This is a genomic window from Pseudomonas sp. Sample_10 (genome assembly GCF_004321495.1).
In the GTDB taxonomy this organism is placed as follows: Bacteria; Pseudomonadota; Gammaproteobacteria; order Pseudomonadales; family Pseudomonadaceae; genus Aquipseudomonas.
Genome location: NZ_RCOE01000154.1, coordinates 21851 through 46125, shown reverse-complemented (window position 1 = coordinate 46125; position 24275 = coordinate 21851). Strand labels below are relative to the sequence as shown.

The 24275-nt window shown below is 59.7% G+C and carries 22 protein-coding genes; 8 read left to right on the top strand and 14 right to left on the bottom strand.

Annotated elements, in window-relative coordinates:
• Window positions 1–59: 59 nt before the first annotated feature.
• Window positions 60–1868 (bottom strand): monovalent cation:proton antiporter-2 (CPA2) family protein, encoded by a 1809-nt coding sequence (locus D8U18_RS15305; protein WP_130932092.1) that lies wholly within the window; start codon window positions 1866–1868, stop codon window positions 60–62.
• Window positions 1869–2027: 159 nt separating this feature from the next.
• On the opposite strand from D8U18_RS15305, the gene D8U18_RS15300 reads away from it, so the two are divergent.
• Window positions 2028–2942, top strand: a complete 915-nt coding sequence (locus D8U18_RS15300; protein WP_131107915.1) for a LysR family transcriptional regulator — start codon at window positions 2028–2030, stop codon at window positions 2940–2942.
• Here the strand turns inward: D8U18_RS15300 and D8U18_RS15295 are convergent.
• The 4 genes from D8U18_RS15295 to D8U18_RS15280 form a co-directional block, all read right to left on the bottom strand.
• On the bottom strand, window positions 2932–3708 hold the full coding sequence (locus D8U18_RS15295) for a substrate-binding domain-containing protein (RefSeq protein WP_056853487.1): 777 nt from the start codon (window positions 3706–3708) through the stop codon (window positions 2932–2934). The two genes, D8U18_RS15300 and D8U18_RS15295, sit on opposite strands and share 11 nt — an antisense overlap.
• Before the next feature lie 24 nt (window positions 3709–3732).
• A complete protein-coding gene (locus D8U18_RS15290) occupies window positions 3733–5025 on the bottom strand; it encodes an MFS transporter (protein WP_056853488.1) in 1293 nt (430 codons plus the stop codon).
• A 132-nt stretch (window positions 5026–5157) separates the two neighbouring features.
• On the bottom strand, window positions 5158–6132 hold the full coding sequence (locus D8U18_RS15285; RefSeq protein ID WP_131107914.1) for a M48 family metallopeptidase: 975 nt from the start codon (window positions 6130–6132) through the stop codon (window positions 5158–5160).
• A 23-nt stretch (window positions 6133–6155) separates the two neighbouring features.
• On the bottom strand, window positions 6156–6761 hold the full coding sequence (locus D8U18_RS15280; RefSeq protein ID WP_131107913.1) for a LemA family protein: 606 nt from the start codon (window positions 6759–6761) through the stop codon (window positions 6156–6158).
• Between the two features lie 185 nt (window positions 6762–6946).
• Here D8U18_RS15280 and D8U18_RS15275 point away from each other — a divergent pair, with 185 nt between their 5' ends.
• Window positions 6947–7285 carry an FKBP-type peptidyl-prolyl cis-trans isomerase gene (locus D8U18_RS15275; RefSeq protein WP_056853489.1) on the top strand — a complete coding sequence of 113 codons (339 nt, stop codon included), beginning with the start codon at window positions 6947–6949 and terminating at the stop codon, window positions 7283–7285.
• 15 nt (window positions 7286–7300) lie between these two features.
• Here the strand turns inward: D8U18_RS15275 and D8U18_RS15270 are convergent, their stop codons facing one another.
• The 8 genes from D8U18_RS15270 to D8U18_RS15235 all read right to left on the bottom strand — a co-directional run bounded on the left by D8U18_RS15270 (window position 7301) and on the right by D8U18_RS15235 (window position 16238).
• The gene (locus D8U18_RS15270; RefSeq protein ID WP_131107912.1) at window positions 7301–7624 is read right to left on the bottom strand and encodes a protealysin inhibitor emfourin; all 324 of its coding nucleotides are present in this window, start codon (window positions 7622–7624) and stop codon (window positions 7301–7303) included.
• A complete protein-coding gene (locus D8U18_RS15265; RefSeq protein WP_131107911.1) occupies window positions 7621–8682 on the bottom strand; it encodes a M4 family metallopeptidase in 1062 nt (353 codons plus the stop codon). Before D8U18_RS15265 ends, D8U18_RS15270 begins: the two co-directional genes overlap by 4 nt.
• A 220-nt stretch (window positions 8683–8902) precedes the next feature.
• Window positions 8903–9646, bottom strand: coding sequence for an SDR family oxidoreductase (locus tag D8U18_RS15260; RefSeq protein WP_131107910.1), 744 nt, complete (start codon window positions 9644–9646; stop codon window positions 8903–8905).
• Between the two features lie 338 nt (window positions 9647–9984).
• Window positions 9985–11004 carry a branched-chain amino acid aminotransferase gene (locus tag D8U18_RS15255; protein WP_056853493.1) on the bottom strand — a complete coding sequence of 340 codons (1020 nt, stop codon included), beginning with the start codon at window positions 11002–11004 and terminating at the stop codon, window positions 9985–9987.
• Between the two features lie 277 nt (window positions 11005–11281).
• The gene (lpdA, locus tag D8U18_RS15250) at window positions 11282–12664 is read right to left on the bottom strand and encodes a dihydrolipoyl dehydrogenase (RefSeq protein ID WP_056853494.1); all 1383 of its coding nucleotides are present in this window, start codon (window positions 12662–12664) and stop codon (window positions 11282–11284) included.
• 3 nt (window positions 12665–12667) lie between these two features.
• Window positions 12668–13942 carry a dihydrolipoamide acetyltransferase family protein gene (locus tag D8U18_RS15245; protein ID WP_130908205.1) on the bottom strand — a complete coding sequence of 425 codons (1275 nt, stop codon included), beginning with the start codon at window positions 13940–13942 and terminating at the stop codon, window positions 12668–12670.
• Entirely contained in the window at window positions 13943–15001 is a 1059-nt protein-coding gene (locus D8U18_RS15240; RefSeq protein WP_053158507.1) for an alpha-ketoacid dehydrogenase subunit beta, read from the bottom strand.
• A 1-nt stretch (window position 15002) separates the two neighbouring features.
• On the bottom strand, window positions 15003–16238 hold the full coding sequence (locus D8U18_RS15235) for a 3-methyl-2-oxobutanoate dehydrogenase (2-methylpropanoyl-transferring) subunit alpha (protein WP_056853496.1): 1236 nt from the start codon (window positions 16236–16238) through the stop codon (window positions 15003–15005).
• Window positions 16239–16423: 185 nt separating this feature from the next.
• Between D8U18_RS15235 and bkdR the strand changes: the two genes are divergently transcribed.
• Complete coding sequence (bkdR, locus tag D8U18_RS15230; RefSeq protein ID WP_041476986.1) at window positions 16424–16912, top strand: Bkd operon transcriptional regulator BkdR; 489 nt, start codon at window positions 16424–16426, stop codon at window positions 16910–16912.
• A gap of 84 nt (window positions 16913–16996) precedes the next feature.
• Here the strand turns inward: bkdR and D8U18_RS15225 are convergent, their stop codons facing one another.
• Window positions 16997–17860 carry an MBL fold metallo-hydrolase gene (locus D8U18_RS15225; protein WP_056853497.1) on the bottom strand — a complete coding sequence of 288 codons (864 nt, stop codon included), beginning with the start codon at window positions 17858–17860 and terminating at the stop codon, window positions 16997–16999.
• A gap of 162 nt (window positions 17861–18022) precedes the next feature.
• On the opposite strand from D8U18_RS15225, the gene D8U18_RS15220 reads away from it, so the two are divergent.
• The 5 genes from D8U18_RS15220 to D8U18_RS28875 form a co-directional block, all read left to right on the top strand.
• Complete coding sequence (locus D8U18_RS15220) at window positions 18023–18829, top strand: sulfite exporter TauE/SafE family protein (RefSeq protein WP_056853498.1); 807 nt, start codon at window positions 18023–18025, stop codon at window positions 18827–18829.
• 209 nt (window positions 18830–19038) lie between these two features.
• The gene (locus D8U18_RS15215; protein WP_056853499.1) at window positions 19039–20223 is read left to right on the top strand and encodes a porin; all 1185 of its coding nucleotides are present in this window, start codon (window positions 19039–19041) and stop codon (window positions 20221–20223) included.
• 149 nt (window positions 20224–20372) lie between these two features.
• A complete protein-coding gene (gene nosP, locus D8U18_RS15210; protein WP_056853500.1) occupies window positions 20373–21533 on the top strand; it encodes a nitric oxide-sensing protein NosP in 1161 nt (386 codons plus the stop codon).
• On the top strand, window positions 21502–24096 hold the full coding sequence (gene nahK, locus D8U18_RS15205) for a hybrid sensor histidine kinase/response regulator NahK/ErcS' (RefSeq protein ID WP_056853501.1): 2595 nt from the start codon (window positions 21502–21504) through the stop codon (window positions 24094–24096). Before nosP ends, nahK begins: the two co-directional genes overlap by 32 nt.
• The coding region (locus D8U18_RS28875; RefSeq protein ID WP_206663167.1) for a hypothetical protein at window positions 24093–24275 on the top strand (183 nt) is incomplete at its 3' end. The genes nahK and D8U18_RS28875, both read left to right, overlap by 4 nt.

Below are 24275 nucleotides of genomic sequence, written 5' to 3'. Positions count from 1 at the left end.
GTCGTTGTGATTTATCCGGTACACCGCGTTATCGTTCCGACGAGGCCAGTACTGCCACCTCAATTGTTCTTGGCTTGCTCTTCCAGCTGATCCGCCTCAAACAACCGCGCCAGTTCCGCCCGCGCTTCCTGTGCTGTCTGCTTGACCTTCACCGCATCGTCGTAAATCGAATGCTGGGTTTCGAGCACCTGTTCGTCGTGATGCTTGAAGCGCTTGATCCGTGCGTCGGCCTGGGCCTGGGTCAGGCCGAGTCCGATCAGGGTTTGCCGGCTCATTTCCAGGCTCGAATAAAAGGTTTCGCGCACCGCGTGGGCCCCCACGTCCATCAACCGATGTACATGTTGGCGGTTGCGTGCGCGGGCGATGATCTTGATGTGCGGGTAGAGCTTGCGCACCAGTTCGGCGGTCTTGATGTTGGTGTCCGGGTCATCGGTGGCGATCACGAAGAATTCGGCTTCGCCGACCTTGGCCGCACTGAGGATTTCCGGGCGCATCGGGTCGCCGTAGAACACCGGCACGCCGCCGAAGCTGCGCGACAGTTCAATGGTTTCCACCGAGGTATCGAGGGCAACGAACTTGATGTTCTGCGCCCGCAGGATACGGGCGACGATCTGCCCCATGCGACCCATGCCGGCGATCACCACCCGGGGTTCATCAGTGTCGATTTCGCGGAATTTTTCCGGCACTGCCACAGGTTGCACCTTGGGGCTGACAAGACGCCCACAGATCAGCATCAACAAGGGCGTCAACGCCATGGACAGGGTAATCGCCAATACCAACAGGTCGTACAGGCGCGGGTCGAACAAGCCATGATCGCGACCAATCTTGAACACCACGAAGGCAAATTCACCGCCGGCGGCCAGGACTATGCCGAGTCGAATCGCGCTGACCTTGTTCAAAGCGCCGGCCAGTCGACCCAGGATGAACAGCAGCGGCAACTTGACGGCGATCAACAGCACAGTCAGCCCCAGCACGACGATGGGCTCGCGCAGCAACAGGCTGAGGTTCGCGCCCATGCCGACACTCATGAAAAACAGCCCCAGCAACAGGCCCTTGAACGGCTCGATCTGCGCTTCCAGTTCGTGGCGGTACTCGGAGTCCGCCAGCAGCAGGCCAGCAAGAAATGCGCCGAGGGCCATGGAAATGCCCGCCAGATCCATCAGCCATGCGGTGCCCATCACCACCAGCAACGCGGTCGCTGTGGACACTTCCGGCAAACCGCTCTTGGCCACCACGCGAAACACTGGCCGCAACAGATAGCGTCCACCGATCACCACAATGGCGATGCTCACCAGCACGCGCAAACCCTGATTGACATCGTCGGCCGCAGTCACGTTTTCAGCGCTACCGGCCAGCAGCGGCACCATGGCGATCAGCGGGATCGCGGCGATGTCCTGAAACAGCAGAATCGCAAAGGCCAGACGCCCGTGAGGGCTGGTCAGTTCCTTGCGTTCGGCAAGGCTTTGCAGGCCAAACGCAGTGGACGACAACGCCAGACCCAGGCCCAAAACGATGGCGGTGTTCAACGGTTGTCCGAAAACATACAGCGCCAGCACGCCCAACACTGTTCCTGTCAGCAACACTTGCGCCAATCCGACCCCGAACACTGACTTGCGCATCACCCACAACCGTCTTGGCGACAATTCCAGGCCAATGATGAACAGCAGCAACACCACACCGAGCTCCGAGATGTGCGCAACGCTTTCCGTATCGCTGATCAGGCCCAGCCCCGAGGGGCCAATGATCACCCCGGCAAACAAATAACCGAGTACTGCACCCAATTGCAGGCGCTTGGCCAGGGGAACGGTAAGCACGGCCGCGAGCAGAAACACGACTGCGGCTTGCAACAGACTGCCTTCATGGGGCATGGCGAAAACTCCATTAACTCGGTACGGCGGGGCGACAAGGATAAAGGCTCGACCCGGTCGCGTCAGCATAGTGTTTCAACCGAGTTGTTACATTTTGCATTAATTGGTTACATTTATAGAATAATCGAATCAATCTGATCCCCGCGCCGAGTCCATCCCATGGCCATCAATTTCGACCTCAACGATCTGCAAGCTTTTCGCGCCGTGGTGGAGCAGGGCAGCTTTCGCAAGGCGGCCGATACCGTACGCATCTCCCAACCGGCCCTGAGCCGGCGTATTGAAAAACTCGAGGACGCCCTCGGGGTGAGGTTGTTCGAACGCACCACCCGCAAGGTCAGTCTGACCCAGGCCGGTCGCGGCTTCATGCCCAGCGTCGAGCGCCTGCTGGATGATCTCGACGTGGCACTGCTAGGCATCAGCGAAGTCGCATCGACCCGGCTGGGTCATGTCACTGTCGCTTGTGTGCCCTCGGCGGCGTACTACTTTATGCCCCGCGTCGTCGCGCACTATCACCGGCAATTTCCGCGGATCAAGGTCAAAGTACTCGATTCCAGTGCCCATGAAGTGCTGAGTGCGGTGGTCAACGGTGAAGCGGATTTTGGCCTGAGCTTCATGGGTACGCTGGAGGCCGAGGTGGATTTCGAGCCGTTGGTGCAGGAGGGCTACGTCGTAGCCTGTCGGCGTGATCACCCCTTGGCGAGCCGTACCAGCGTGACCTGGGACGAGTTCTATCAGCAGGACTACATCTCGCTGGACAAGAGCTCGGGCAACCGCTTTTTACTGGATCAGGCGTTGGCTGGTGTGGTGCCACAGCGGCCGAGCATCTGCGAAACCCGGCATGTGACGACGATGATCGGGCTGGTGGAGGCGGGGTTGGGTGTTGCCGCGGTGCCGCTGATGGCGATGCCGGGCGAAGATCACCCGATCCTGACGCGGGTGCCTCTGACCGATCCGCAAGTGATGCGCAGCGTCGGTTTGATCAAGCGCCGGGGTCGCACTCTGACCCCGGCAGCACTTGAACTGGAACGTTTGGTGGTGGCGATGAAAGTCCAGCTGCCGGCTATCAGCGGCTGACAGAATCCAGGCCGGTGGCTTTTACATCTGCTTGCGCCTGGGCCGATGCCATGTACTCAAGCAACGCCTTGGCCTGCGCGGGGTGTTGCGCGCCAACCGGAATACCCGCGGCGAAACGCGTGACCGACTGCACTGATTCCGGAATCTTCGCGACAAAACTCACCCCTGGTACCGGCAGCAGTTCGCTGACCTGCTGGAAACCCAACTGATAGTCGCCGGTGGCAACCACCGATCCCACAGGAATCTTCGGCACCATGGTCGACTTGGCTTTGAGCGAGTCTTCGATGCCCAGGCGTTTGTACAGTTGCTGCTCGATGTACACGCCACTGGCGCTGTCGGAATAGGCCACGGACTTGGCGTCCAACAAAGTTTTTTTCAGGTTGTCGACGGTGCTGATATCGGGCTTGGGTGCACCCTCGCGCACCACCAGACCGATCCGCGAATCCGCCAGTTCAACCCGGGACGACGGGTCGACCTTGCCTTGCTTGATCAGATCGTCAAGCGCGTAGCCGACCATGATCACCACGTCGGCTTGTTCACCGCGGGCCAGGCGATTAGGGATCGCTTCCGGGGCCTTGCCCATCGACGGACCGAGGGCAGTGTTGAGGGTGTTGCCGGTGGCTTCGGCGAACTTCGGGCCGAGGATCTTGTAGGCCGCGGTGAAGCCCCCGGAGGTCATCACGCGTAACTCTTCGGCCTGTGCCGCGGTGCTTAAGGCCAGGCTGACCAGCCAGCTCATGGCCGCAACGTTGAAAAGCTTTTTCATAGGGATTTCTCTAACAAGGCAGGTTTACGAAAGGGCTGGTTGCAGGCGACCGCTGGCGCGGCGATAGAGATAAAACGTCGCGCAGAGCGCACAGAGCGCGGCGAAGCTCATCCAGTAGCCAGGCGCCGCTTTGTCGCCGGTGTACTGAATCAGGAACGTCGACATCGCCGGGGTGAAGCCGCCAAACACGGCGGTGGCCAGGCTGTAAGCCAGAGAGAAACCCGCAACCCGTACTTCGACCGGCATGATTTCCGTCAGCGCCGGGATCATTGCGCCGTTGTACAAGCCATAAATGAACGACAGCCACAGCAGCACCAACAGCATGTTGATGAAGCTTGGCGCCTGCACCAGGTACGACAGGGCTGGATAGGTCGAGGCCAATGCCAGCAGGGCCATGGCAATCAACACGGGACGACGGCCGACGCGGTCGGAGAGTGCGCCGCCAATCGGCAACCAGAAGAAATTCGACACGCCCACCAATAAGGTGACCAACAGCGCATCAGACGTGCTCAGGTGCAGCACGGTTTTGCCAAAAGTTGGCGCGTACACGGTGATCAGGTAAAACGCAGTGGTGGTCAGGGCGACCATCATCATCCCGGCAAAGACAAGCACCCAGTTTTGCGCGAGCGTGCGGAACACCTCTGCCATGCTCGGACGTGATTTGCGGGTGGCGAACTCTTCGGTTTCTTCCAGGTTACGGCGCAGGAAGAAAATGAACGGCACGATCATGCAGCCGACGAAGAACGGAATCCGCCAGCCCCAGTCGGCAATCTCCGATGGCGCCAGCCATTGGTTCAGGCCATAGCCCAAGGCTGCGGCAACAATGATCGCCACTTGCTGACTGGCCGACTGCCAACTGGTGAAAAAGCCTTTGTTACCCGGCGTGGCGATCTCCGCGAGATACACCGAGACGCCGCCCATTTCCGCGCCGGCGGAGAACCCTTGCAGCAACCGGCCAATCAACACGAGCGCCGGGGCGAACAGGCCGATGGTTTCGTATCCGGGGACCAGCACAATCAGAATTGTGCCGCTGGCCATGATCGACAGGGTGACGATCAGCCCTTTGCGCCGGCCAACATCATCGATGTATGCACCCAGCACCACTGCGCCCAGAGGTCGCATCAGGAAACCGGCGCCGAACACGGCAAAGGTCATCATCAGCGAGGCGAACTCGCTGCTGGCCGGGAAGAACACGGCCGCGATCTGTGTGGCATAGAAGCCGAACAGGAAGAAGTCGAACTGTTCGAGGAAGTTACCCGAGGTAACCCGGAAAATGGCGCTGGCGCGAGAGCGTCCGCGCGGGATTGAGGCTGTCATCGATAAATACTCCACCGCTTTTATGACGTGCGCTGCCTGGACGCGGCGCACGGTTCTTATTGAGGCGAATGGTGGAGCAGGGCGATCGATATGTTAATTGCATAGTTGGCATGTATTGATGCGCGAGGTGGATCAATGTTGAAGTCTGAGGTCTTCGGGATACTTGCCATCCCATTTCGGATCAATCCGCCAAATGCGTTCGCTCAGGTCGGGATGGGAGGCAAACCATCCCTTCATTGCGGACGACACGCCAGTAGCGAAATATAGGTGCTTATACTTGCGCGCTTTTTTGGCATAAATGTCCGAGCCCGCGTAACCACCGATTTTTTTCAGTGCTCCGGCAAGGCTTTGTGGATCTCGGGTGTACTGCACCGCCGTTGCGTCGGCCAAAAATTCGCGCTGCCGGCTAACGGCGGCCTCTATGAACCTGACAAAAAAACTTCCGGTAAACCCCCCGATTGCCAACACAATGCCCATCAATACGAAAATCAGCCCCGCTTTGCTCCCGACGAGTAAACCACCCAGGAGGCCAAGCGTTATCAGTCCGCCGTAGACTGCTAGCATCTGCATGCTGAGGCGCATGTCGCCGTTGTAGATGTGGCTGAATTCATGGGCGATCACACCTTGCATTTCCTCCCGTGTGAGCAGTGATATCGCCCCCTGCGTCACGCCGATCACTGCGTCTTTAGAGTTGAAACCGGCCGCGAAAGCGTTGATACCCTCGTCCGGTAACAGGTAGACCAGAGGTGCAGATACGCCCGAAGCAATCGCCATTTCCTCGACGATGTTGATCAAACGTTTTTCATTGCGTGTACGGCCTCTTCCTATGATCGGACGTCCATCGAGTGTTTCGGCTACCGCTTTACCACCCCCTCGTAGATGCTTGTATTCCCAGAGACCGGCCACTACCACGATGCCGCCGATGACTGATACCACAGTCCACACGACTTCCCAGTCGATGACCGTTTCGTCGCTCCCGGGGCTGGCATTTCTCAGGCCGAAGGGCAGACAGGTGATGATGATCATGCCCACTACCGACAGGAGCAGTGATACGAGCAGCAGCGACGACAGGAATCTGGCCCTGCTCTGTTGTTCAAAAAAATTCATTGTGCCATCCGTGGGCAGAAGAATCAGAAGGAAGCCTGCGGCGCTTGTTGAATGGACGCAGTGTCGGAAAACTCAAGTGGCTTGGCGTCGGCGCCATGGCCGAAGCTGGCAGCCAGCAATAGGGCGGGGAAGCTTTGCTTGAGATTGTTGTAGCTCAGCACCGCATCGTTGAAAAACTGGCGCGCGAACGCCACTTTGTTTTCGGTGCTGCTGATTTCTTCGCTCAGTTGCTGCATGGCCTCCACCGCCCGAAGTTCGGGATAGGCTTCCAGCGTGACATTCAAGCGGCCCATGGCGCTGTTGAGTGCGCCATCAGCCAGACTTAGTTGTGCGATTTTTTGCGCATCCCCCGGTTGTGCCTTGGCTGCTTTGAGGCCGGCCAGCGCAGTGTTACGCGCGGCAGTGACAGCTTCAAACGTGTCCCGTTCGTGGGATAGATAGCCTTTGGCAGTCGCCACCAGATTGGGGATGAGGTCATAGCGACGTTTGAGTTGGACTTCAACCTGCGCGAACGCATTCTTGATTTCGTTGCGACCAGCGACGAGGTTATTGAAGAGTCTTATGGCGTATAGAGCGCAAAGCACCACAATAGCCAAACTAACCATTAAAACGATGCCGCCAGTATTCATGGGTGATGTCCTTGTTCACTCGGGAGAATTTTCGGACGGATAATAACGGAAAAGTGTTGGGTAGTTTGATCCAGTCATTGTGCTATTCGACGGAAGCAGAGTCGGCCATGGTTGCCAATCGCGGACAAATCTGGGAAAACGGCGCCCAACAGGCCTAAGGGCGAAAGAGCATACGAGTGAATTCAATGAACGACGAACTTCAGGTAATCGATATTCAGGCCGGTGACGGTAAAGCGGCCGTCAAAGGCGCGTTGATCACCACCCAATACCGTGGCTGGCTGGAAGACGGCTCTGAATTCGACTCTTCCTACAGCCGTGGCAAACCGTTCCAGTGCGTGATTGGCACTGGTCGTGTCATCAAGGGGTGGGATCAGGGAATCATGGGCATGCAGGTTGGCGGCAAGCGCAAGTTGCTGGTCCCGGCGCACCTGGCTTATGGCGAACGCACGATGGGCAAGATTCCGCCGCATTCGAACCTGATCTTCGAGATCGAGTTGCTGGAAGTGCTGACGCGGGAGGATTGAGTGGCGGGGGGAGATCTACAGCAGCTGGCCTGTATCCCAAAGGTGCACCAGATCCCCCGGTGCCTGGTCTTCCGGCACTTTGAGCACCATGTGGTCTTCCTGTTCGCCCTGCCGGTAGCTCACCTCGACCTGGTAGAAACGCTGGTCGCTACGCCCGGATTCCGAGGTGTCGAGGGTCAGGCATCCCTCCAGTACCGAGCAGATGCGAGTGCGCTGGCTGATGTCGCATTGCGCAAACTCGATCTCCCGAGGTCGGCTCAGGGCGTGAATCGGCGCAAAGCCGCCTTGGCGGGAAAGGCGGACCCGGGCGTCGTCGCCTAATGCAGGCAGGGTTTTCATTTGACCTCCGTGATGTCGATACCCGTTTGAGACCAGCCCTGGCGCACAGCGTCGACCTCCTGTGCACCGAAGCGCTGGCCGGCATGGTCGATGGTCAGTCGAGCGAAAGCATCGAAACTGGCGTCCGGACTCAGGCGTTTGTCGCACAGCGCGTCGTACCAGATTACTCCGGCTTTCTTCCAGGCGAACCCGCCGAGTGCCCTGGCCGCGAGATAAAACGCGCGATTGGGAATGCCCGAATTGATGTGCACGCCGCCATTGTCCTCTTGAGTGATGACAAATTTGCGCATGTGATCCGGTTGCGGGTCCTTGCCCAGCAATGGGTCGTCATAGGCTGTGCCTGGATGGGACATCGAGCGCAAGCCCCGGCCGTTGATTTTTGCCGTGAGCAAATCCGCGCCGATCAGCCAATCTGCCTGCTCGACGGTATGTCCGAGAACGTATTGCTTGGTAAGGATGCCAAAAACGTCCGACAGTGACTCGTTCAAGGCCCCGGACTGATTGGCATAGATCAGCCCGGCCGTGCTTTCAGTCACGCCATGAGCCAATTCATGGGCGACCACGTCCAGCGAGCGGGTGAAGCGCTGGAAAATTTCCCCATCGCCGTCACCGAAGACCATTTGTGCACCATTCCAGAAGGCGTTTTCGTAGCCCAGGCCGTAATGCACGCTGCCGACCAGTGCGAATCCTTGGTTGTCGATCGAATCGCGACCGAGCACCTTCCAGAAAAAATCATAGCTGGCACCCAATGCATCGTAAGCTTCATCGACGGCTGCATCACCCGTGGCCGGCTGGCCTTCCAGGCGCACTGGCATTCCCGGCAGGAGCATTTTGTTTTGCGCGTCGTGCAGGCTGCGCTGGACCACGCCCGGTTTCCCGAGTTGCGGCAGAATTGCCCGCTCCGGCGGCCGCACAGGGGGACCGGGATTGTGCAGCAGGCTTTGCACATGATGCAGGGTGATCATTGCCGCCGTGCGTTGCGGCTCTGAACCGTGGGCGATGATACGGTTGAGAATGTAGGGCGGGATAAAACTGCGCGGTGTTTGTGAGTCGGTCATCAATGCATCCCTGGCGTGATAGATGTCGATACTGATGAGATCCAGACACCGCGTGTTCGGTTCCGTGCCGGTTTTTGACGAGTGTGAAGTGCTTGGCAATCAGTACAAATGATCAGCACGCTCACCCTGTAGATTGAGAACGTGATGTCTGATGACGCTCGAAATGTACCTCGAAAAAACATCACGTTTATTTCATTAGATATTGATATTTATGGATATATTATTGAATGGTGTAACCGCTATCGACCACCCAGTCCTGACCGATGACGTTACGGGCACCGTTGCCGAGCTGGAATAGAATCACGTCGGCAACAGCGCCTGGCTCGAGGAAACGGCCGTCTAGCAAGCGTTGATTGACCGTGCTGGCGACAGCGCTCAATTGCTCATCCTTCAAGCCCAGCGTTGACCAGATCGGTGTCGCAGTCGGGCCGGGGGACACCGTGTTGATGCGAATGCCGTGAGGCGCCAATTCGACCGCCAGCGTGCGGGCATGGTGAATCAGCGCGGCTTTTGAGGCGATGTAGGCGGCGAGGCCGGGAAAGGTCACTTGCGCCAGGAAAGTACCAATGAACACCACCGAGGAGGATGCCGCCAGTTGACCGCGCAAGCACGCCAGGGTGTTCAATGCCCCGGCACCGTTCACCGCCCATTGCCGGTCGAACGCTGCCAGATCCAGGCCATCGGCCAGCTCCGCAATGCCGGCGTTCGGCACCAGATAGCTCACCGGCCCCAGGGTTGCCGCCTGCTTTGCCAGCCGCGCCAGGTCGGCGGGTTGGGTCACGTCACCCGCCACCCATGACAGCTGCGTCGGGAAACGTTCAGCCAATTCACCGAGGCCGCCAATCTGACGCGACATTGCCAGCACACGGGCACCCTGAGCCAACAGACGTTCGGTGACAGCCAGGCCGATTCCGGAACTGGCACCGGTGACGACAGCCAGATGATCCTTAAAAGCAGTGTTCATAAAGGCGTTCCTTTTTGGTCAATGAGCTTTCGCAGTTCACGTTCCAAAAAGCAGGCCAATGTGCCGGGCCTTGATTCTCGGGGCTTTGAGGGATGTTGTAGTTATTGTGACTTGATCGGTTTGGTGTCTTTCTGACTGCGTGATGGTCGATATGACTGCATAAATCCATGTAGGAGCAAACGTGCTGGCGATAGCGGCGTGCCAGTCATTGGGGATGTTGAATTTGAGGTCGCCATCGCGAGCAGGCTCGCTCCCACAGGTATCTGTCGGGCAGGCAAAAAAAATCGCCGCCTCCGAGTACCGAAGGCGGCGATTTTTCATGGCGGGTAGAGGTCAGGTCAAACCTTGACGATCCAGCCCGCTGGCGCTTCGATGTCGCCGGTCTGCACGCCAGTCAGCTCTTTGTAGAGCTTCTGGGTGATCGGGCCGACTTCGGTTTCGCTGTGGAACACGTGCAAGTGGTCGTTGTAGCTGATGCCGCCGATTGGCGTAATTACCGCAGCGGTGCCGCAGGCGCCGGCTTCCTTGAAGTCCGACAGTTTGTCGATCAGCACGTCGCCTTCAACCACTTCCAGGCCCAGACGGGTCTTGGCCAGCTCGATCAGCGACAGGCGAGTGATGCCCGGCAGTACTGACGGCGAGTTCGGGGTCACGAACTTGTTGTCATGGGTGATACCGAAGAAGTTGGCCGAACCGACTTCTTCGATCTTGGTGTGGGTCATCGGGTCCAGGTAAATGGCGTCGGCGAAGTTGGCTTTCTTGGCCTTGGAGCCCGGCATCAGGCTGGCGGCGTAGTTGCCACCGACTTTGGCTGCGCCGGTGCCTTGTGGTGCGGCACGGTCGTAGCTGGAAATCTGGAAGTTGTGCGGGGTCAGGCCACCCTTGAAGTAGGCGCCGACGGGAATGCAGAAGATCGAGAAGATGAACTCGGGGGCGGTGCGCACGCCGATGTTGTCACCCACGCCGATCACGAACGGGCGCAGGTACAGCGCACCGCCGGTGCCGTAAGGCGGGATGAAACGCTCGTTGGCGCGAACCACTGCCTTGCACGCTTCGATGAACTGTTCGGTTTCTACCTGAGGCATCAGCAGACGCGCACAGCTGCGCTGCATGCGCAGGGCGTTCTGGTCCGGGCGGAACAGGTTGATCGAGCCGTCCTTGCAGCGATAGGCCTTCATGCCTTCGAAGCACTGCTGACCATAGTGAAGGGCAGTGGAGCCTTCGCTGATGTGCAGCACGTTGTCTTCGGTCAGGGTGCCTTTGTCCCACTCGCCATTGCGAAAATACGACAGATAGCGCTTGTCGGTCTTGATGTAGTCAAAACCCAGCTTGTCCCAATTGATGCTTTCGTTACCCATGACACCCTCTATCACTGAACAACCGTCGAAACGGTTCAAGGCTTCTGACGTTTTTTGGATGGGCACAACAATACTTCATTCCGGGCCTGTTTCGCAGCCCGGTCTATCGGCTATTTGCCGCCGACTAGACAATGCTCGAAATCCTGTGGCGAGGGAGCTCGCTCCCGCTCCGCTGCGAAGCAGTCGTAAATCCAGGCAACGCGGTTCGCCATTAAGTCAGCCAGGGGCCGCTTCGCAGCCCGGCGGGAGCAAGCTCCCTCGCCACAGTTGATGGTGTTTACAGATGCAATGCATGCCCCAGAGCACGCAATGCTGCTTCCTGCACCGCCTCGCCAAGCGTCGGATGCGCATGGATGGTGCCGCCGATGTCTTCCAGCCGCGCGCCCATCTCAAGGCTTTGCGCGAATGCCGTGGACAACTCCGACACACCCACGCCTACCGCCTGCCAGCCGACGATCACATGGTTGTCACGACGGGCGACCACGCGCACGAAGCCGCTTTTCGATTCCAGCGTCATCGCCCGGCCATTGGCGGCGAACGGGAAGCTGGAAACAATGCAGTCCAAACCTGCAGCCTTGGCTTCGTCCGGAGTCTTGCCGACCACCACCAGTTCCGGGTCGGTGAAGCACACGGCGGCGATGGCGGTCGGGTTGAACTCGCGGGGCTTGCCACTGATCAACTCGGCAACCATTTCGCCCTGGGCCATGGCCCGGTGCGCAAGCATGGGTTCGCCACTCAGGTCGCCGATGGCATACACATTGCGCATGCTGGTCTGGCAGCGGTTGTCGATTTTGATCGACGACCCGTTCATGTCCAGGTTCAGCGCTTCGAGGTTCCAGCCTTGGGTGTTGGGTTTGCGGCCAACCGCGACCAGAACCTGATCGGTTTCCAGGTTGAGGGTATCGCCGTTCGGCTGCGAAACCTGCAAGGTTTTATTAGAAGAATCAAAGCCTTGTACGCTGTGATTCAAGTAAAGCTTCACACCGAGTTTTTTCAGTTCGTCGTGTACGGGCTGAGTCAATTCAGCGTCGTAGGCTGGCAGAATCCGATCCTGCGCCTCGACCACGCTGACATCGGCGCCGAGCTTGCGGTAGGCAATACCCAGTTCCAGACCGATGTAACCGCCACCTACCACGATCAAGCGCTTGGGTACGGATGTCGGCGCCAGGGCCTCGGTGGACGAGATGATCGGCCCGCCAATCGGCAACATCGGCAGGTTCACGCTTTTCGAACCTGTCGCCAGCACCAGGTGCTCGCATTGAATGCGCGTGTCGCCGACGTCGACGGTTTTACCGTCGACCACGTTGGCCCAGCCTTGCACGACCTGAACCTTGTTCTTTTTCAACAGCGCGGCGACGCCGGTGGTCAGGCGATCGACGATGCCATCCTTCCACTCGACGCTCTTGCCGATGTCCAGCGTCGGCGCCGCAACGCTGATGCCCAGGGCTGAGTGCTGATTATGCTGCTGCGTCTGGTGAAACTGCTCAGCGACATGAATCAATGCCTTGGACGGAATGCAGCCGATGTTCAGGCAGGTGCCGCCCAACGATTGGCCTTCCACCAGGATCGTTGGAATGCCCAACTGACCGGCGCGGATCGCCGTCACGTAACCGCCAGGGCCGCCGCCGATGATCAGTAGCGTGGTGTTCAAAGTCTGCATTGCTTACTCCACAAACAGGGTGGCGGGTTGTTCGAGCAAGCCACGGATGGCCTGGATGAAGAGCGCCGCGTCCATGCCGTCGACCACGCGATGATCGAAGGAGCTGGAAAGGTTCATCATCTTGCGGATCACGATCTGGCCTTTGATTACCATTGGCCGTTCGACGATTTTGTTCACGCCGACGATCGCCACTTCCGGCAGGTTCAGCACCGGTGTGCTGACGATGCCGCCCAATGCGCCGAGGCTGGTCAGTGTGATAGACGAACCGGACAGTTCATCGCGGCTGGCCTTGCCGTTGCGGGCGGCCGTGGCCAGGCGCGAAATTTCCGTCGCGCTGTCCCACAAGCTGCGGGCTTCGGCGTGACGAACCACAGGCACCATCAAACCGCTATCGGCCTGGGTGGCGATACCGACGTGCACCGCGCCGAGTCGGGTGATGACTTGGGCTTCGTCGTCGTAACGGGCGTTGATCTGCGGGAAATCGCGCAGGGCGACGACCAGGGCGCGGACCAGAAACGGCAGCAAAGTCAGCTTGCCGCGGGTCGCACCGTGCTTCTCGTTAAGGTGAGCGCGCAATTCTTCGACGGCAGTGACATCGATTTCCTCGACGTAACTGAAGTGTGCCGCGCGCTGGGTGGCGTCCTGCATGCGTTGGGCGATCTTGCGGCGCATGCCGATTACCGGGATCTGTTCTTCATCGTTACGCTGGGCGTAAGCGGCGGCGACCGGTGCCGAGGCGTTGGCTTGACCCTGAGCCAGATAGGCCTCAAGGTCTTCATGCAGCACGCGACCGGCCGGACCGCTGCCACGCACCAGACGCAACTGGATGCCCAGGTCCAGCGCATGCTTACGCACGGCCGGTGAGGCCAGCGGACGCTCATTGGCTTCGCGAGCAATCATCGGCCCCTGGCAAACGGCTGCCTTCGGTGCTGCGGCAGCGACCGGTTTGTTTTCCACCACTGTTTCGGCTTTCGCTGCTGCAACCGGCGCTTGCTTGACCGGTGCCGGTTGCGCCGACTCCTTGACGTTGCCCGCGCCTTCGACTTCGATGCTGATCAGCACGCTGCCGACCGCCATGACTTCGCCCGGCTGACCGCCGAGGGCGATGACCTTGCCATGCACTGGCGACGGGATATCCACCATCGCCTTGTCGGTCATGACATCCGCCAGCACCTGATCCTCGACGACCATGTCGCCGACCTTGACGTGCCACTGTGACAATTCAACTTCTGCAATGCCTTCGCCAATGTCCGGCATTTTAATGACGTGCGTGCCCATTCAGACCTCCATGACCCGTTTCAAAGCCGCGCCCACTCGGGACGGGCCAGGGAAATACGCCCACTCTTGCGCGTGCGGGTAGGGGGTGTCCCAGCCGGTGACGCGTTCAATTGGCGCTTCCAGGTGGTGGAAGCAGTGTTCCTGCACCAGCGACACCAGTTCGGCACCGAAACCGCAGGTGCGGGTGGCTTCGTGAACCACCACGCAGCGTCCGGTTTTCTTCACCGACTTGACGATGGTTTCCAGGTCCAGCGGCCACAGGCTGCGCAGGTCGATGACTTCGGCGTCGATGCCGGTTTCTTCGGCGGCGACTTGCGACACGTACACGGTGGTGCCGTAGGTGAGGATGGTCACATCCTTGCCCGGACGGGTGATGGCGGCGACGTCCAGTGGCACGGTGTAATAACCGTCCGGCACTTGCGCGGCCGGGTGTTTCGACCACGGGGTTACCGGGCGGTCGTGGTGGCCGTCGAACGGGCCGTTGTACAAGCGTTTTGGCTCGAGGAAGATCACCGGGTCATCGTTTTCGATGGAGGCGATCAACAGGCCCTTGGCGTCGTACGGGTTGGACGGCATGACGGTGCGCAGGCCGCACACCTGAGTGAACATCGCCTCGATGCTCTGGCTGTGGGTCTGGCCGCCATAAATGCCGCCGCCGCAGGGCATGCGCAGGGTCATTGGCGCGGTGAATTCGCCGGCCGAACGATAACGCAGGCGTGCGGCTTCGGAGATGATCTGGTCGGATGCCGGGTAGACGTAGTCGGCGAACTGGATCTCGGCCACCGGACGCAGGCCATAGGCGCCCATGCCCACGGCAACGCCGACGATGCCGCTTTCGGAGATCGGAGCGTCGAAAACCCGCGAGGTGCCGTACTTGTTCTGCAGGCCTTCGGTGCAGCGGAACACGCCGCCGAAGTAGCCGACGTCCTGGCCGAACACCACGACGTTGTCGTCACGTTCAAGCATCACATCCATCGCCGAGCGCAGGGCCTGGATCATGGTCATGGTGGTCGTGGTCATGGCGGTTTCCAGCTCGATATTGTTGTTGTGATCGTTCATGTCAGATCCCCAACTCTTGACGCTGGCGCTTCAAATGCTCCGGCATCTCTTTGTAGACGTCTTCGAACATGGTCGCGGCGCTTGGAATCTGGCCACCGGCGAGGGTGCCGTACTGTTCGGCTTCCTTTTGTGCGGCAATCACTTCGGCTTCCAGTTCGGCACTGACGGCGGCGTGTTCCTCTTCGGACCACTGGCCGATCTTGATCAGGTGCTGCTTGAGACGCGCAATCGGATCGCCGAGCGGGAAATGGCTCCAGTCATCGGCAGGGCGGTACTTGGAAGGATCATCGGACGTCGAGTGTGGACCGGCACGGTAGGTGACCCACTCGATCATGGTCGGGCCGAGGTTGCGTCGGGCGCGTTCGGCAGCCCAGGCGGAAGCGGCGTAGACCGCGTAGAAATCGTTGCCATCGACGCGCAGCGAGGCGATGCCGCAACCGACGCCACGGCCGGCGAACGTGGTCGCTTCACCCCCGGCAATCGCCTGAAACGTAGAGATTGCCCACTGGTTGTTGACCACGTTGAGGATCACCGGCGCGCGGTAAACGTGGGCGAAAGTCAGGGCGGTGTGGAAGTCCGACTCAGCAGTGGCGCCGTCGCCGATCCACGCCGAAGCGATTTTGGTGTCGCCCTTGATCGCCGAGGCCATGCCCCAGCCAACCGCCTGGACAAACTGGGTCGCGAGGTTGCCGGAGATGGTGAAGAAACCGGATTCTTTGACCGAGTACATGATCGGCAGCTGACGTCCCTTGAGCGGATCGCGCTCGTTGGACAGCAGTTGGCAGATCAGGTCGACCAGCGGCACTTCGCGAGCCATCAGGATGCTTTGCTGACGATAGGTCGGGAAGCACATGTCGTCGATGTTCAAGGCCAGGGCCTGGGCGCTGCCGATGGCTTCTTCGCCGAGGCTCTGCATGTAGAACGACATCTTCTTCTGACGCTGGGCGACAACCATGCGGTTGTCGTAAATCCGCGTCTTGAGCATGGCGCGCATGCCTTTGCGCAGGATCTCCGTGGGAACGCCTTCGGCCCAAGGCCCCAAGGCATTGCCCTGATCGTCGAGCACGCGAATCAGGCCGCGGGCCAGATCGGCCGTGTCGGCGGGCTCAACGTCGATTGGGGGTTTGCGCACCGTGCCGGCATCGGTCAGATGCAGGTAGGAGAAGTCGGTTTTGCAGCCTGGGCGGCCCGAGGGTTCAGGGACGTGCAGGCGCAGCGGTTCGTACGCTTGGGTCATGGCTTCTACGCTCGATCTTGTGAATTTCTTGTAGTGAGCTGACAGATTTCGTTCGGTAGAAGAAATCTTGTCCTACAACAATCATAGGCCCGGCCAAGAAGAATATTTCTCTCTGTTTCGTTGCGCTTAAGATCATTTGCAGATAAAAAATCTGCATAAACCTAAAAAAAAGGTGGTTTTGTCTCATGCGCAAACTTGACCGTACCGATATCGGCATTCTCAACAGCCTTCAAGAGAACGCGCGGATCACCAATGCCGACCTTGCACGCTCGGTCAACCTGTCACCGACACCGTGCTTCAACCGGGTCAAGGCGATGGAAGAGCTGGGTTTGATTCGCGAGCAAGTGACGTTGCTGGATGCTGATCTGCTGGGGCTGCACGTGAACGTGTTCATTCACGTCAGCCTGGAGAAGCAGGTGGAGGAGGCCTTGCAGCATTTCGAAGAGGCGATCTCCGACCGCCCGGAGGTGATGGAGTGCTACTTGATGGCCGGCGACCCGGATTACTTGATCCGGGTGCTGGTGCCGAGCATTCAATCGCTGGAGCGTTTCATGATGGACTTTCTGACCAAAGTGCCGGGGGTGGCGAATATCCGCTCGAGTTTTGCGCTCAAGCAAGTGCGCTACAAGACCGCGCTGCCCCTGCCGGCCAACGGCCTGACGCTCGGCGCGTAAAACCAGGGCAAATCCGTAGGCGCGAAGCTTGCTCGCGATAGCGATCTCAAGGGCGCAATCGCGAGCAAGCTTTGCGCCTACAGATCAGAGTTGATTGATCGGGATTTTAAGGTACGTCACGCCATTGTCTTCCGCCGGCGGCAAATTCCCCGCCCGCACATTGACCTGGATCGCCGGTAGCAACAGCGTCGGCATGCCCAGCGTGGCATCGCGCCGGGTGCGCATCGCAACGAATGCCGCCTCATCGATGCCGTCACGCACATGGATGTTGCTTTTGCGTTGTTCGCCGACGGTGGTCATGCAATGCGGTTCGCGGCCCTCGGGCGGGTAGTCGTGACAGACATACAGGCGCACGCTGGCGGGGAATGCCAGCAGTTTATGGATCGAAGCGAACATCTGGTTGGCGTTGCCGCCGGGAAAGTCGCAGCGCGCGGTGCCCACGTCGGGCATGAACAGCGTATCGCCAACCAGAATCACATCGTTGCCGATCAGGTATGCCATGTCCGCCGGGGTATGCCCAGGCACATGCAGGGCCTTGGCCTTGAGGTTGCCGATGGAAAACGACTCATCCGCAGCGAACAGGTGATCGAACTGCGAGCCGTCGATGCAGAATTGCGGTTCAAGGTTGAACAGTGCCTTGAACACGTTCTGCACCTTGCAGATCGACTGGCCGATGGCGATCCGGCCACCCAGTTCCCGGCGCAGATAGGGCGCGGCGGACAAATGATCGGCGTGGGCGTGGGTTTCCAGTAGCCATTGCACCTGCAGCCGGTGTTCGCGCACGAACGCGATGATCCGGTCTGCCTGCACGGTGGAGGTTCGTCCGGCAGCGGGGTTGTAGTCGAGCACCGGGTCGACGATTGCGCATTGTCCGCCGTCCGCTTCGTAGATCACGTAACTGTAGGTAGAGGAGGCATCGTCGAAAAAAGCTTCAATCAGGGCAGGCATGAGGATTGTTTCTTGGTGAACAAGTCATGAGGTTAGTTTCATTTTCCCTGCGCTGACCAGCCCCCGCGTCATTTCTGTTATCGAAAAATCCGGCTGGGCTCTATCCTGTCACGCTATCGATACCGGGCGTTCCCGGCCTTTGTCATGGATTACGAGCGTTCTATGTTGCTGGCGAGTTTTTTCGGTGTAGTCATGGGTTTGGTGTTGGGTTTGACCGGCGCCGGCGGGGGCATTCTGGCCGTGCCGGCGCTGGTGCTGGGCCTGGGTTGGAGCATGACCACGGCGGCGCCCGTCGCGTTGTTTGCGGTGGGCAGTGCGGCGGCGGTCGGCGCCATCGACGGCTTGCGTCATGGCCTGGTGCGCTACCGCGCGGCGTTGTTGATTGCGGCACTCGGTGCGGTGTTTTCGCCGGTGGGCATCTACTTTGCCCATCAGTTGCCGGAAAAAATCCTGATGGTCCTGTTCAGCCTGCTGATGGTCATGGTGGCCGCACGAATGCTGCGCCGTGAGCGCAAGGATCAAGGGCCAAGCGATCACGGTCACGCCAACTGGGGCCAGAAAAACTGCATGCTCGACCAACAGACCGGGCGCTTTTCCTGGACCGCCAAATGCACCGCGACCCTCGCCGCGCTAGGTGCGGTGACCGGCGTTGTCTCGGGATTGCTGGGCGTCGGCGGCGGGTTCCTGATCGTGCCGGCCTTCAAGCAACTGACCGACGTGCAGATGCGCGGGATCGTTGCCACATCGCTGATGGTGATCAGCCTGATCTCGGCCATCGGCGTGATCGGTGCTTTCCACGCCGGGGTGCGCATCGATGGCGTGGGCATCGTGTTCATCATCTCAAGCATTGTCGGCATGCTCATCGGCCGCAAACTTAGTGCGCGGGTGCCGGCGCGGGCGTTGCAGGTGGGGTTTGCCAGTATCTGCCTGGTGGTCGCCGCCTACATGCTGTTCAGCGCCAACGCCTAGCCAGTACCGGTTCCTGCGAACGCCAGTTGCGTCGGCAGCCCTAAGCCCTAAGTGGCAAGCCTCGCCGACAGGCGGTCTTACGCCGTTGTAGTCACGCGCCGCTGGCCAATCCAAAGCACCTGAAAACCAGCCCCAAGGCAGCGTATGGCGCCGCCTGTCAGGTTTCGATAATCGCCTCCGACACTTCGTCCCCCGTTTCGGAGCGCCCCATGCACAACAATAAGAAATTCACCCAGCGTTTTCTGCCAGCGTTCATTGCCAGCCTGTCCGCGCTCGGCCTGACCCCAGTGGCCGAGGCAGAGATCATGCTGTACGACAAAGACCAGACCACATTTTCCACCGACGGTTACATCAACGCCTTTTACGTCAACAGCGATGTGGACCGCGCTGGCGATCAGTACGATCGTCGGCAGTCGCGGGTGAAGATGGGCTTTCTGCCCAACTACCTGGGGTTCAACATGGGCAAGCAAGTTGACGACCTCAAGCTCGGTGCCCGGGCATCGTTTTGGGTCACCATCAACGACAGTGAAACCAACGGCACCGATACCGCCATCGATGTGCGGCAGTTCTATGGAACAGTGGCCAACCCGCAGTGGGGTGAAGTGCTGATCGGCAAGGACTTCGGTCTGTTCGCCCGTTCCAACATCCTGCTCGACGAAATGCTCGCCGGTTACGGTCAGGTCAGCGATACGTTGGGGCTGGTGGATGGCGGCGGGGTCTCGTTCGGCAACATCGGTACCGGTTACCCGTACCCGTTCCCGACGTCGCAGATCACCTATCGCACCCCGGTGATGGACGGTCTGCGCGTGGCGGTCGGCATCATGGACCCGGTGGACACCAACGACAGCAGCCCGACGGGCAAGGCCTATCAGGAAAACCCGCGCACCGAGAGCGAGATCACCTATCAGTTCGACCTGGCCGGTGCAAAGATCTACAGCTGGGTCAACGGCAGCTACCAGACTTCGGACAACACCGATTCGACCGTCGAGACCGTCACCTCCAAAGGGCTCGGTTATGGCGTGCAGGCGAAGATGGGCGGCCTGTCTCTGACCGGGTCCGGTTTCCAGGCCAAGGGTATCAACCCGTTCTTTACCAACAATGCGGGCGAGCCGACCCTGCGCAACGTCGACAGCGACGGCTACTTGATGCAGGGCTCCTACAAACTGGGCAAGAACCGCCTGGCCTTGTCCTACGGCAAGACCAATGACGACGGCAACGGCGTGGTGGGCAGCGGAGCGGACTACGAGACTCGCGGCATCGCGTTGTTCCATGACGTGAACGACAACCTCAAGCTGGTGGCCGAATACAACCAGTTCGAAATCAACGGTCACGACACCGATGAACAGAACGAAGACACCGATACCTTTGCGGTGGGTGCGGTGCTGACCTGGTAACCCCGGCTGGTGGCCCTGGCCGTGCGCATCGCGGCCAGGGCCGCCAACCGTCTCATCCCATCGAAGCGGTTACCCGCTACCCAAGTAGCATTCGTCGCACCCCACAGACTTCGTACACTCGTGCCTCATACACGCGCCTGCCGGAGGCGATGATGCAGCAGAGCGAAGGGGTCGTCAGTGCTATGTCCCAGGCCACCGATGCCTTTCAGGTGGCGCAGGAGCTGGCGCGGCAGTTGTTGCATCCGCACCTGGGGTTCGTGCTGTTTTTCTGTTCAGCCGAGTACGACTTGCAGGCGTTGGGCAAGGCCTTGCAGCAAAGCTTCGGTGGCATTCGGCTGGCGGGTTGCACCAGCGCCGGAGAAATCACGCCGCTGGGCTACGGACGCAATTGCGTGACGGCGGTGGGCTTCGATCATCGGCATTTTTCAATCGCGGTGGAGCTGATCGATCAAATGGAGCACTTCAGCCTGATCGACGCCCAGCAAATGGTCGAGCGCCTGGTCAGTGGCTGTCGCAGCAATACCCTGGCGCCGATCAAGGGCAACAGTTTTGCCCTGACCCTGCTTGATGGACTGTCCAGCCGTGAAGAAATGGTCCTGGCGGCGCTGAGCGCGGCCTTGGGCGACATTCCGCATTTTGGTGGTTCGGCCGGCGACGATAACTACCTGACCCATACCCATGTGTACTTCGATGGCGAGTTTTACAGTGGCGCCGCCGTGGTGGTACTGGTCAATACCTGGCTGGATTTCGAAGTATTCACCACCCACCACGTAATGCCGCGCGCCGAGAAGTTGGTGGTCACGGGGGCCGACAATGCCTTGCGCCGGGTGTTCGAACTGAATGCCGAACCGGCCGCCGCCGAGTATGCCCGGCATATCGGCGTGCCGGTGGCGCAACTCGATCACCGGGTCTTCGCCGCACACCCGCTGGCCGTGCGCATCAATGATCAGTACTACGTGCGGGCCATCCAGCAGGTGCATCCGGACCTGAGCCTGAGTTTCTACTGCGCCGTGGAAAACGGCATCGTTCTGACCGCCATGACCCCAGGCCCGATGCTGCCGAACCTGCAAAATCTGTTCGAGGGCTTGCAGGCGCGCCTCGGGGAGTTGCTGTTGACCATCGGGTGCGACTGTTTCCTGCGACGCCTGGAGCTCGAAGACGATGGCAGCCTTGAACAGATCGGCAGTTTTTTGCGTGAGCAACGGGTGATGGGTTTCAACACCTATGGAGAACAGTTCAATGGCATGCACATCAACCAGACCTTCACCGGCGTTGCCATTGCCCGCGGCCGTGCCCCAGGACATCGCTGAACTGCAGGCCGAACTCGCCAGGCTGCGTCTTGAAAACCACAAACTGCAACGCATCAATGGTGCGCTGATCGAGCGGGTCGAATCCGGGGTGACTCGCGGCAATGATCCGTACGCGGCCTTCCAGCATTCGGTCGTGCTGGCCGAGCAAGTGCGCGAGCGCACCGATGCGCTGAACCAGGCCATGGCCGAACTCAAGGCCGGCAATCATCTGCTCAGCGAAGCCCGCCTGCGTGCGGAAACGGCGCACCAACACCTGATCGATGCCATCGAAAGCATTTCCGACGCATTTGTGCTGTTCGACGCCGAGCAGCGCATTGTGCTGTTCAACAGTCGTTTCAAGGCGTTCTGGAGCAAGAGCCGAGTACGAATCAACGCTGGCATGCGCCTGAGCGAGGTCAAGCGCCTGATGATGAGCAACGGCCTGTTCACCGAAGAGCCTCGCGGGCATGCCGATGAAAACCTGCTGTATCGCCTGCAGAACGGGCGCTGGCTGCAAGTCAGCGAGCGGCCGACCCAGGAAGGCGGGCGGGTGATTCTGTTCATCGACATCACCGACGTCAAACTCAGCGAAACCATGCGCCGCGAGCAGGCGGTAGCGCAGAAGTCGCATCTATTGCAACGCGCGGTCGACAACCTCTCGCAAGGGGTGGCGATGGTCAGCGCCGAGGGCATTCTGGAGTTATGGAACCGGCGTTTCCTGGAATTGAGCGGACTGGCACCGGTAGCTGCCCACCGGCCGTTTGCCGAGGTGATTGGCGACAGCGAGTTGACCCTGCTGACCCCGTTCAGCCGCGATGGCAACGGTCGCCCGATACGCGAATGCGAACAGCGTTTATACGACGGCCGGGTCCTGGAAATCCGCACCCATCCATTGCCGACAGGCGGCTTCGTCAACACCTTTACCGACATCACCGAACGCTATCAGCACGCCGAGGCCCTGAGTGAAAGCGAGCGCTGGATCCGCCTGATCACCGATCACGTGCCGGCATTGATCGCCTACCTCAATGCCGACCTGGTCTACGAGTTCACCAACAAGGTCTACGAAGAATGGTATTGCTGGCCGCGGGGCGTAATGCTCGGCCAGAGCTTGCGCGAAGTGCACAGTGAACAGCATTACCAGCGCCTGGAATCCTACGTGGCCAGGGCATTGGCGGGGGAGAGCGTGACCTTCGAGTTTGCTGAAACCAACGTCAACAACCAGGAGCGCTACATGCTGCGTTCCTATGTGCCTAACCGTTTGGCCAATGGAGAGGTGGTAGGGATTTTCGTGCTGATTCGCGATATCACAGAGCGCCGTCGCACGGCCGAGGCGCTGCATCAGGCGTATCAGAACCTTGAGTTGCGGGTGCGCGAGCGCACGGCGGAATTGACCACTCTCAACGATCAATTGTTGCGCGAAATCGGTGAGCGGCGCCTGGTCGAGTCACGCTTGCGCGAGGCCAAGCAGGAAGCCGAACAAGCCAACCTGTCGAAAACCAAGTTCCTCGCTGCGGTCAGTCACGACCTGCTGCAACCATTGAACGCCGCACGCCTGTTCACCAGCGCCTTGCTGGAACGGCGCGAGCCGATGGCCAGCGAGATTCTGGTGCGCAACGTGAGCAATTCCCTGGAAGACGTGGAGAATCTGCTCGGCACCCTGGTGGATATTTCCAAACTCGATGCGGGGGTGATCAAGGCTGACATTGCGCCGTTCGCCCTCAGTGAATTGCTGGACAACCTGGCCGCCGAGTACACCCAGGTGGCACTCAGTGAAGGCCTGCAACTGCGCTACATCGGCTGTTCGGCGTTGGTGCGCAGCGACATTCAGTTGCTGGCGCGCATTCTGCGTAACCTGCTGAGCAATGCGATTCGCTACACCAGCAAAGGTCGTGTGGTGCTCGGTTGTCGCCGTCATCGGCAGCGCCTGACGATCGAGGTCTGGGACAGCGGCATGGGCATTGCCGAGCATCGTCTGGAGGAGATTTTCCAGGAGTTCAAGCGCGGTGATGTGCAGCGCCCGGACCAGGATCGCGGTCTGGGCCTGGGTCTGGCGATTGTCGAGAAAATTGCCGGCATCCTCAGCCATCGCATTCAGGTGCGTTCATGGCCTGGCCAGGGCTCGATGTTCTCGGTCGAAGTGCCAATCAGCGCCACCGCGCCTGCAGCACCGCCGACGTTGCAGATGAGCGAGCCGATGCTTGAGCGCCTGCGTGGGGCTCGGATATGGGTGCTGGACAACGATGCGACCATTTGCGCCGGCATGCGCACGTTGCTGGAAGGGTGGGGATGTCGGGTGGTAACGGCGTTGTCGGAACAGGACCTCGCGCGGCAAACGGACAACTACCACGCCGAGGCCGACCTGCTGATTGCTGATTATCACCTGGACAACGAACTGAACGGCGTCGACGCCGTGGCGCGCATCAATGCCGGTCGTAAGTCAGCGATCCCGGCGATGATGATCACCGCCAACTACAGCAATGAACTCAAGCAGCAGATCCGCGAGCTGGGCCATACGCTGATGCACAAACCGGTGCGGCCGATGAAGCTGAAGACGGCGATGAGTCATTTGCTCGCAAGGCCATGAGCCTGTCGGTGTTTGTGAAGGCCTCATCGCTGGCAAGCCAGCTCCCACAATGGATGTGTGCTGTTCACAAAACCCTGTGGGAGTCACTTGCTCGCAAGGCCATGAGCCTGTCGGTGTTTGTGAGGGCCTCATCGCTGGCAAGCCAGCTCCCACAATGGATGTGTGCTGTTCACAAAACC

What these genes read in the sequence shown, in the direction of transcription:
- D8U18_RS15305 (WP_130932092.1), bottom strand. Translation starts at nt 1,868, where the DNA reads ATGCCCCATGAAGGCAGTCTGTTGCAAGCCGCAGTCGTGTTTCTGCTC.
- D8U18_RS15300 (WP_131107915.1), top strand. Translation starts at nt 2,028, where the DNA reads ATGGCCATCAATTTCGACCTCAACGATCTGCAAGCTTTTCGCGCCGTG.
- D8U18_RS15295 (WP_056853487.1), bottom strand. Translation starts at nt 3,708, where the DNA reads ATGAAAAAGCTTTTCAACGTTGCGGCCATGAGCTGGCTGGTCAGCCTG.
- D8U18_RS15290 (WP_056853488.1), bottom strand. Translation starts at nt 5,025, where the DNA reads ATGACAGCCTCAATCCCGCGCGGACGCTCTCGCGCCAGCGCCATTTTC.
- D8U18_RS15285 (WP_131107914.1), bottom strand. Translation starts at nt 6,132, where the DNA reads ATGAATTTTTTTGAACAACAGAGCAGGGCCAGATTCCTGTCGTCGCTG.
- D8U18_RS15280 (WP_131107913.1), bottom strand. Translation starts at nt 6,761, where the DNA reads ATGAATACTGGCGGCATCGTTTTAATGGTTAGTTTGGCTATTGTGGTG.
- D8U18_RS15275 (WP_056853489.1), top strand. Translation starts at nt 6,947, where the DNA reads ATGAACGACGAACTTCAGGTAATCGATATTCAGGCCGGTGACGGTAAA.
- D8U18_RS15270 (WP_131107912.1), bottom strand. Translation starts at nt 7,624, where the DNA reads ATGAAAACCCTGCCTGCATTAGGCGACGACGCCCGGGTCCGCCTTTCC.
- D8U18_RS15265 (WP_131107911.1), bottom strand. Translation starts at nt 8,682, where the DNA reads ATGACCGACTCACAAACACCGCGCAGTTTTATCCCGCCCTACATTCTC.
- D8U18_RS15260 (WP_131107910.1), bottom strand. Translation starts at nt 9,646, where the DNA reads ATGAACACTGCTTTTAAGGATCATCTGGCTGTCGTCACCGGTGCCAGT.
- D8U18_RS15255 (WP_056853493.1), bottom strand. Translation starts at nt 11,004, where the DNA reads ATGGGTAACGAAAGCATCAATTGGGACAAGCTGGGTTTTGACTACATC.
- lpdA (WP_056853494.1), bottom strand. Translation starts at nt 12,664, where the DNA reads ATGCAGACTTTGAACACCACGCTACTGATCATCGGCGGCGGCCCTGGC.
- D8U18_RS15245 (WP_130908205.1), bottom strand. Translation starts at nt 13,942, where the DNA reads ATGGGCACGCACGTCATTAAAATGCCGGACATTGGCGAAGGCATTGCA.
- D8U18_RS15240 (WP_053158507.1), bottom strand. Translation starts at nt 15,001, where the DNA reads ATGAACGATCACAACAACAATATCGAGCTGGAAACCGCCATGACCACG.
- D8U18_RS15235 (WP_056853496.1), bottom strand. Translation starts at nt 16,238, where the DNA reads ATGACCCAAGCGTACGAACCGCTGCGCCTGCACGTCCCTGAACCCTCG.
- bkdR (WP_041476986.1), top strand. Translation starts at nt 16,424, where the DNA reads ATGCGCAAACTTGACCGTACCGATATCGGCATTCTCAACAGCCTTCAA.
- D8U18_RS15225 (WP_056853497.1), bottom strand. Translation starts at nt 17,860, where the DNA reads ATGCCTGCCCTGATTGAAGCTTTTTTCGACGATGCCTCCTCTACCTAC.
- D8U18_RS15220 (WP_056853498.1), top strand. Translation starts at nt 18,023, where the DNA reads ATGTTGCTGGCGAGTTTTTTCGGTGTAGTCATGGGTTTGGTGTTGGGT.
- D8U18_RS15215 (WP_056853499.1), top strand. Translation starts at nt 19,039, where the DNA reads ATGCACAACAATAAGAAATTCACCCAGCGTTTTCTGCCAGCGTTCATT.
- nosP (WP_056853500.1), top strand. Translation starts at nt 20,373, where the DNA reads ATGATGCAGCAGAGCGAAGGGGTCGTCAGTGCTATGTCCCAGGCCACC.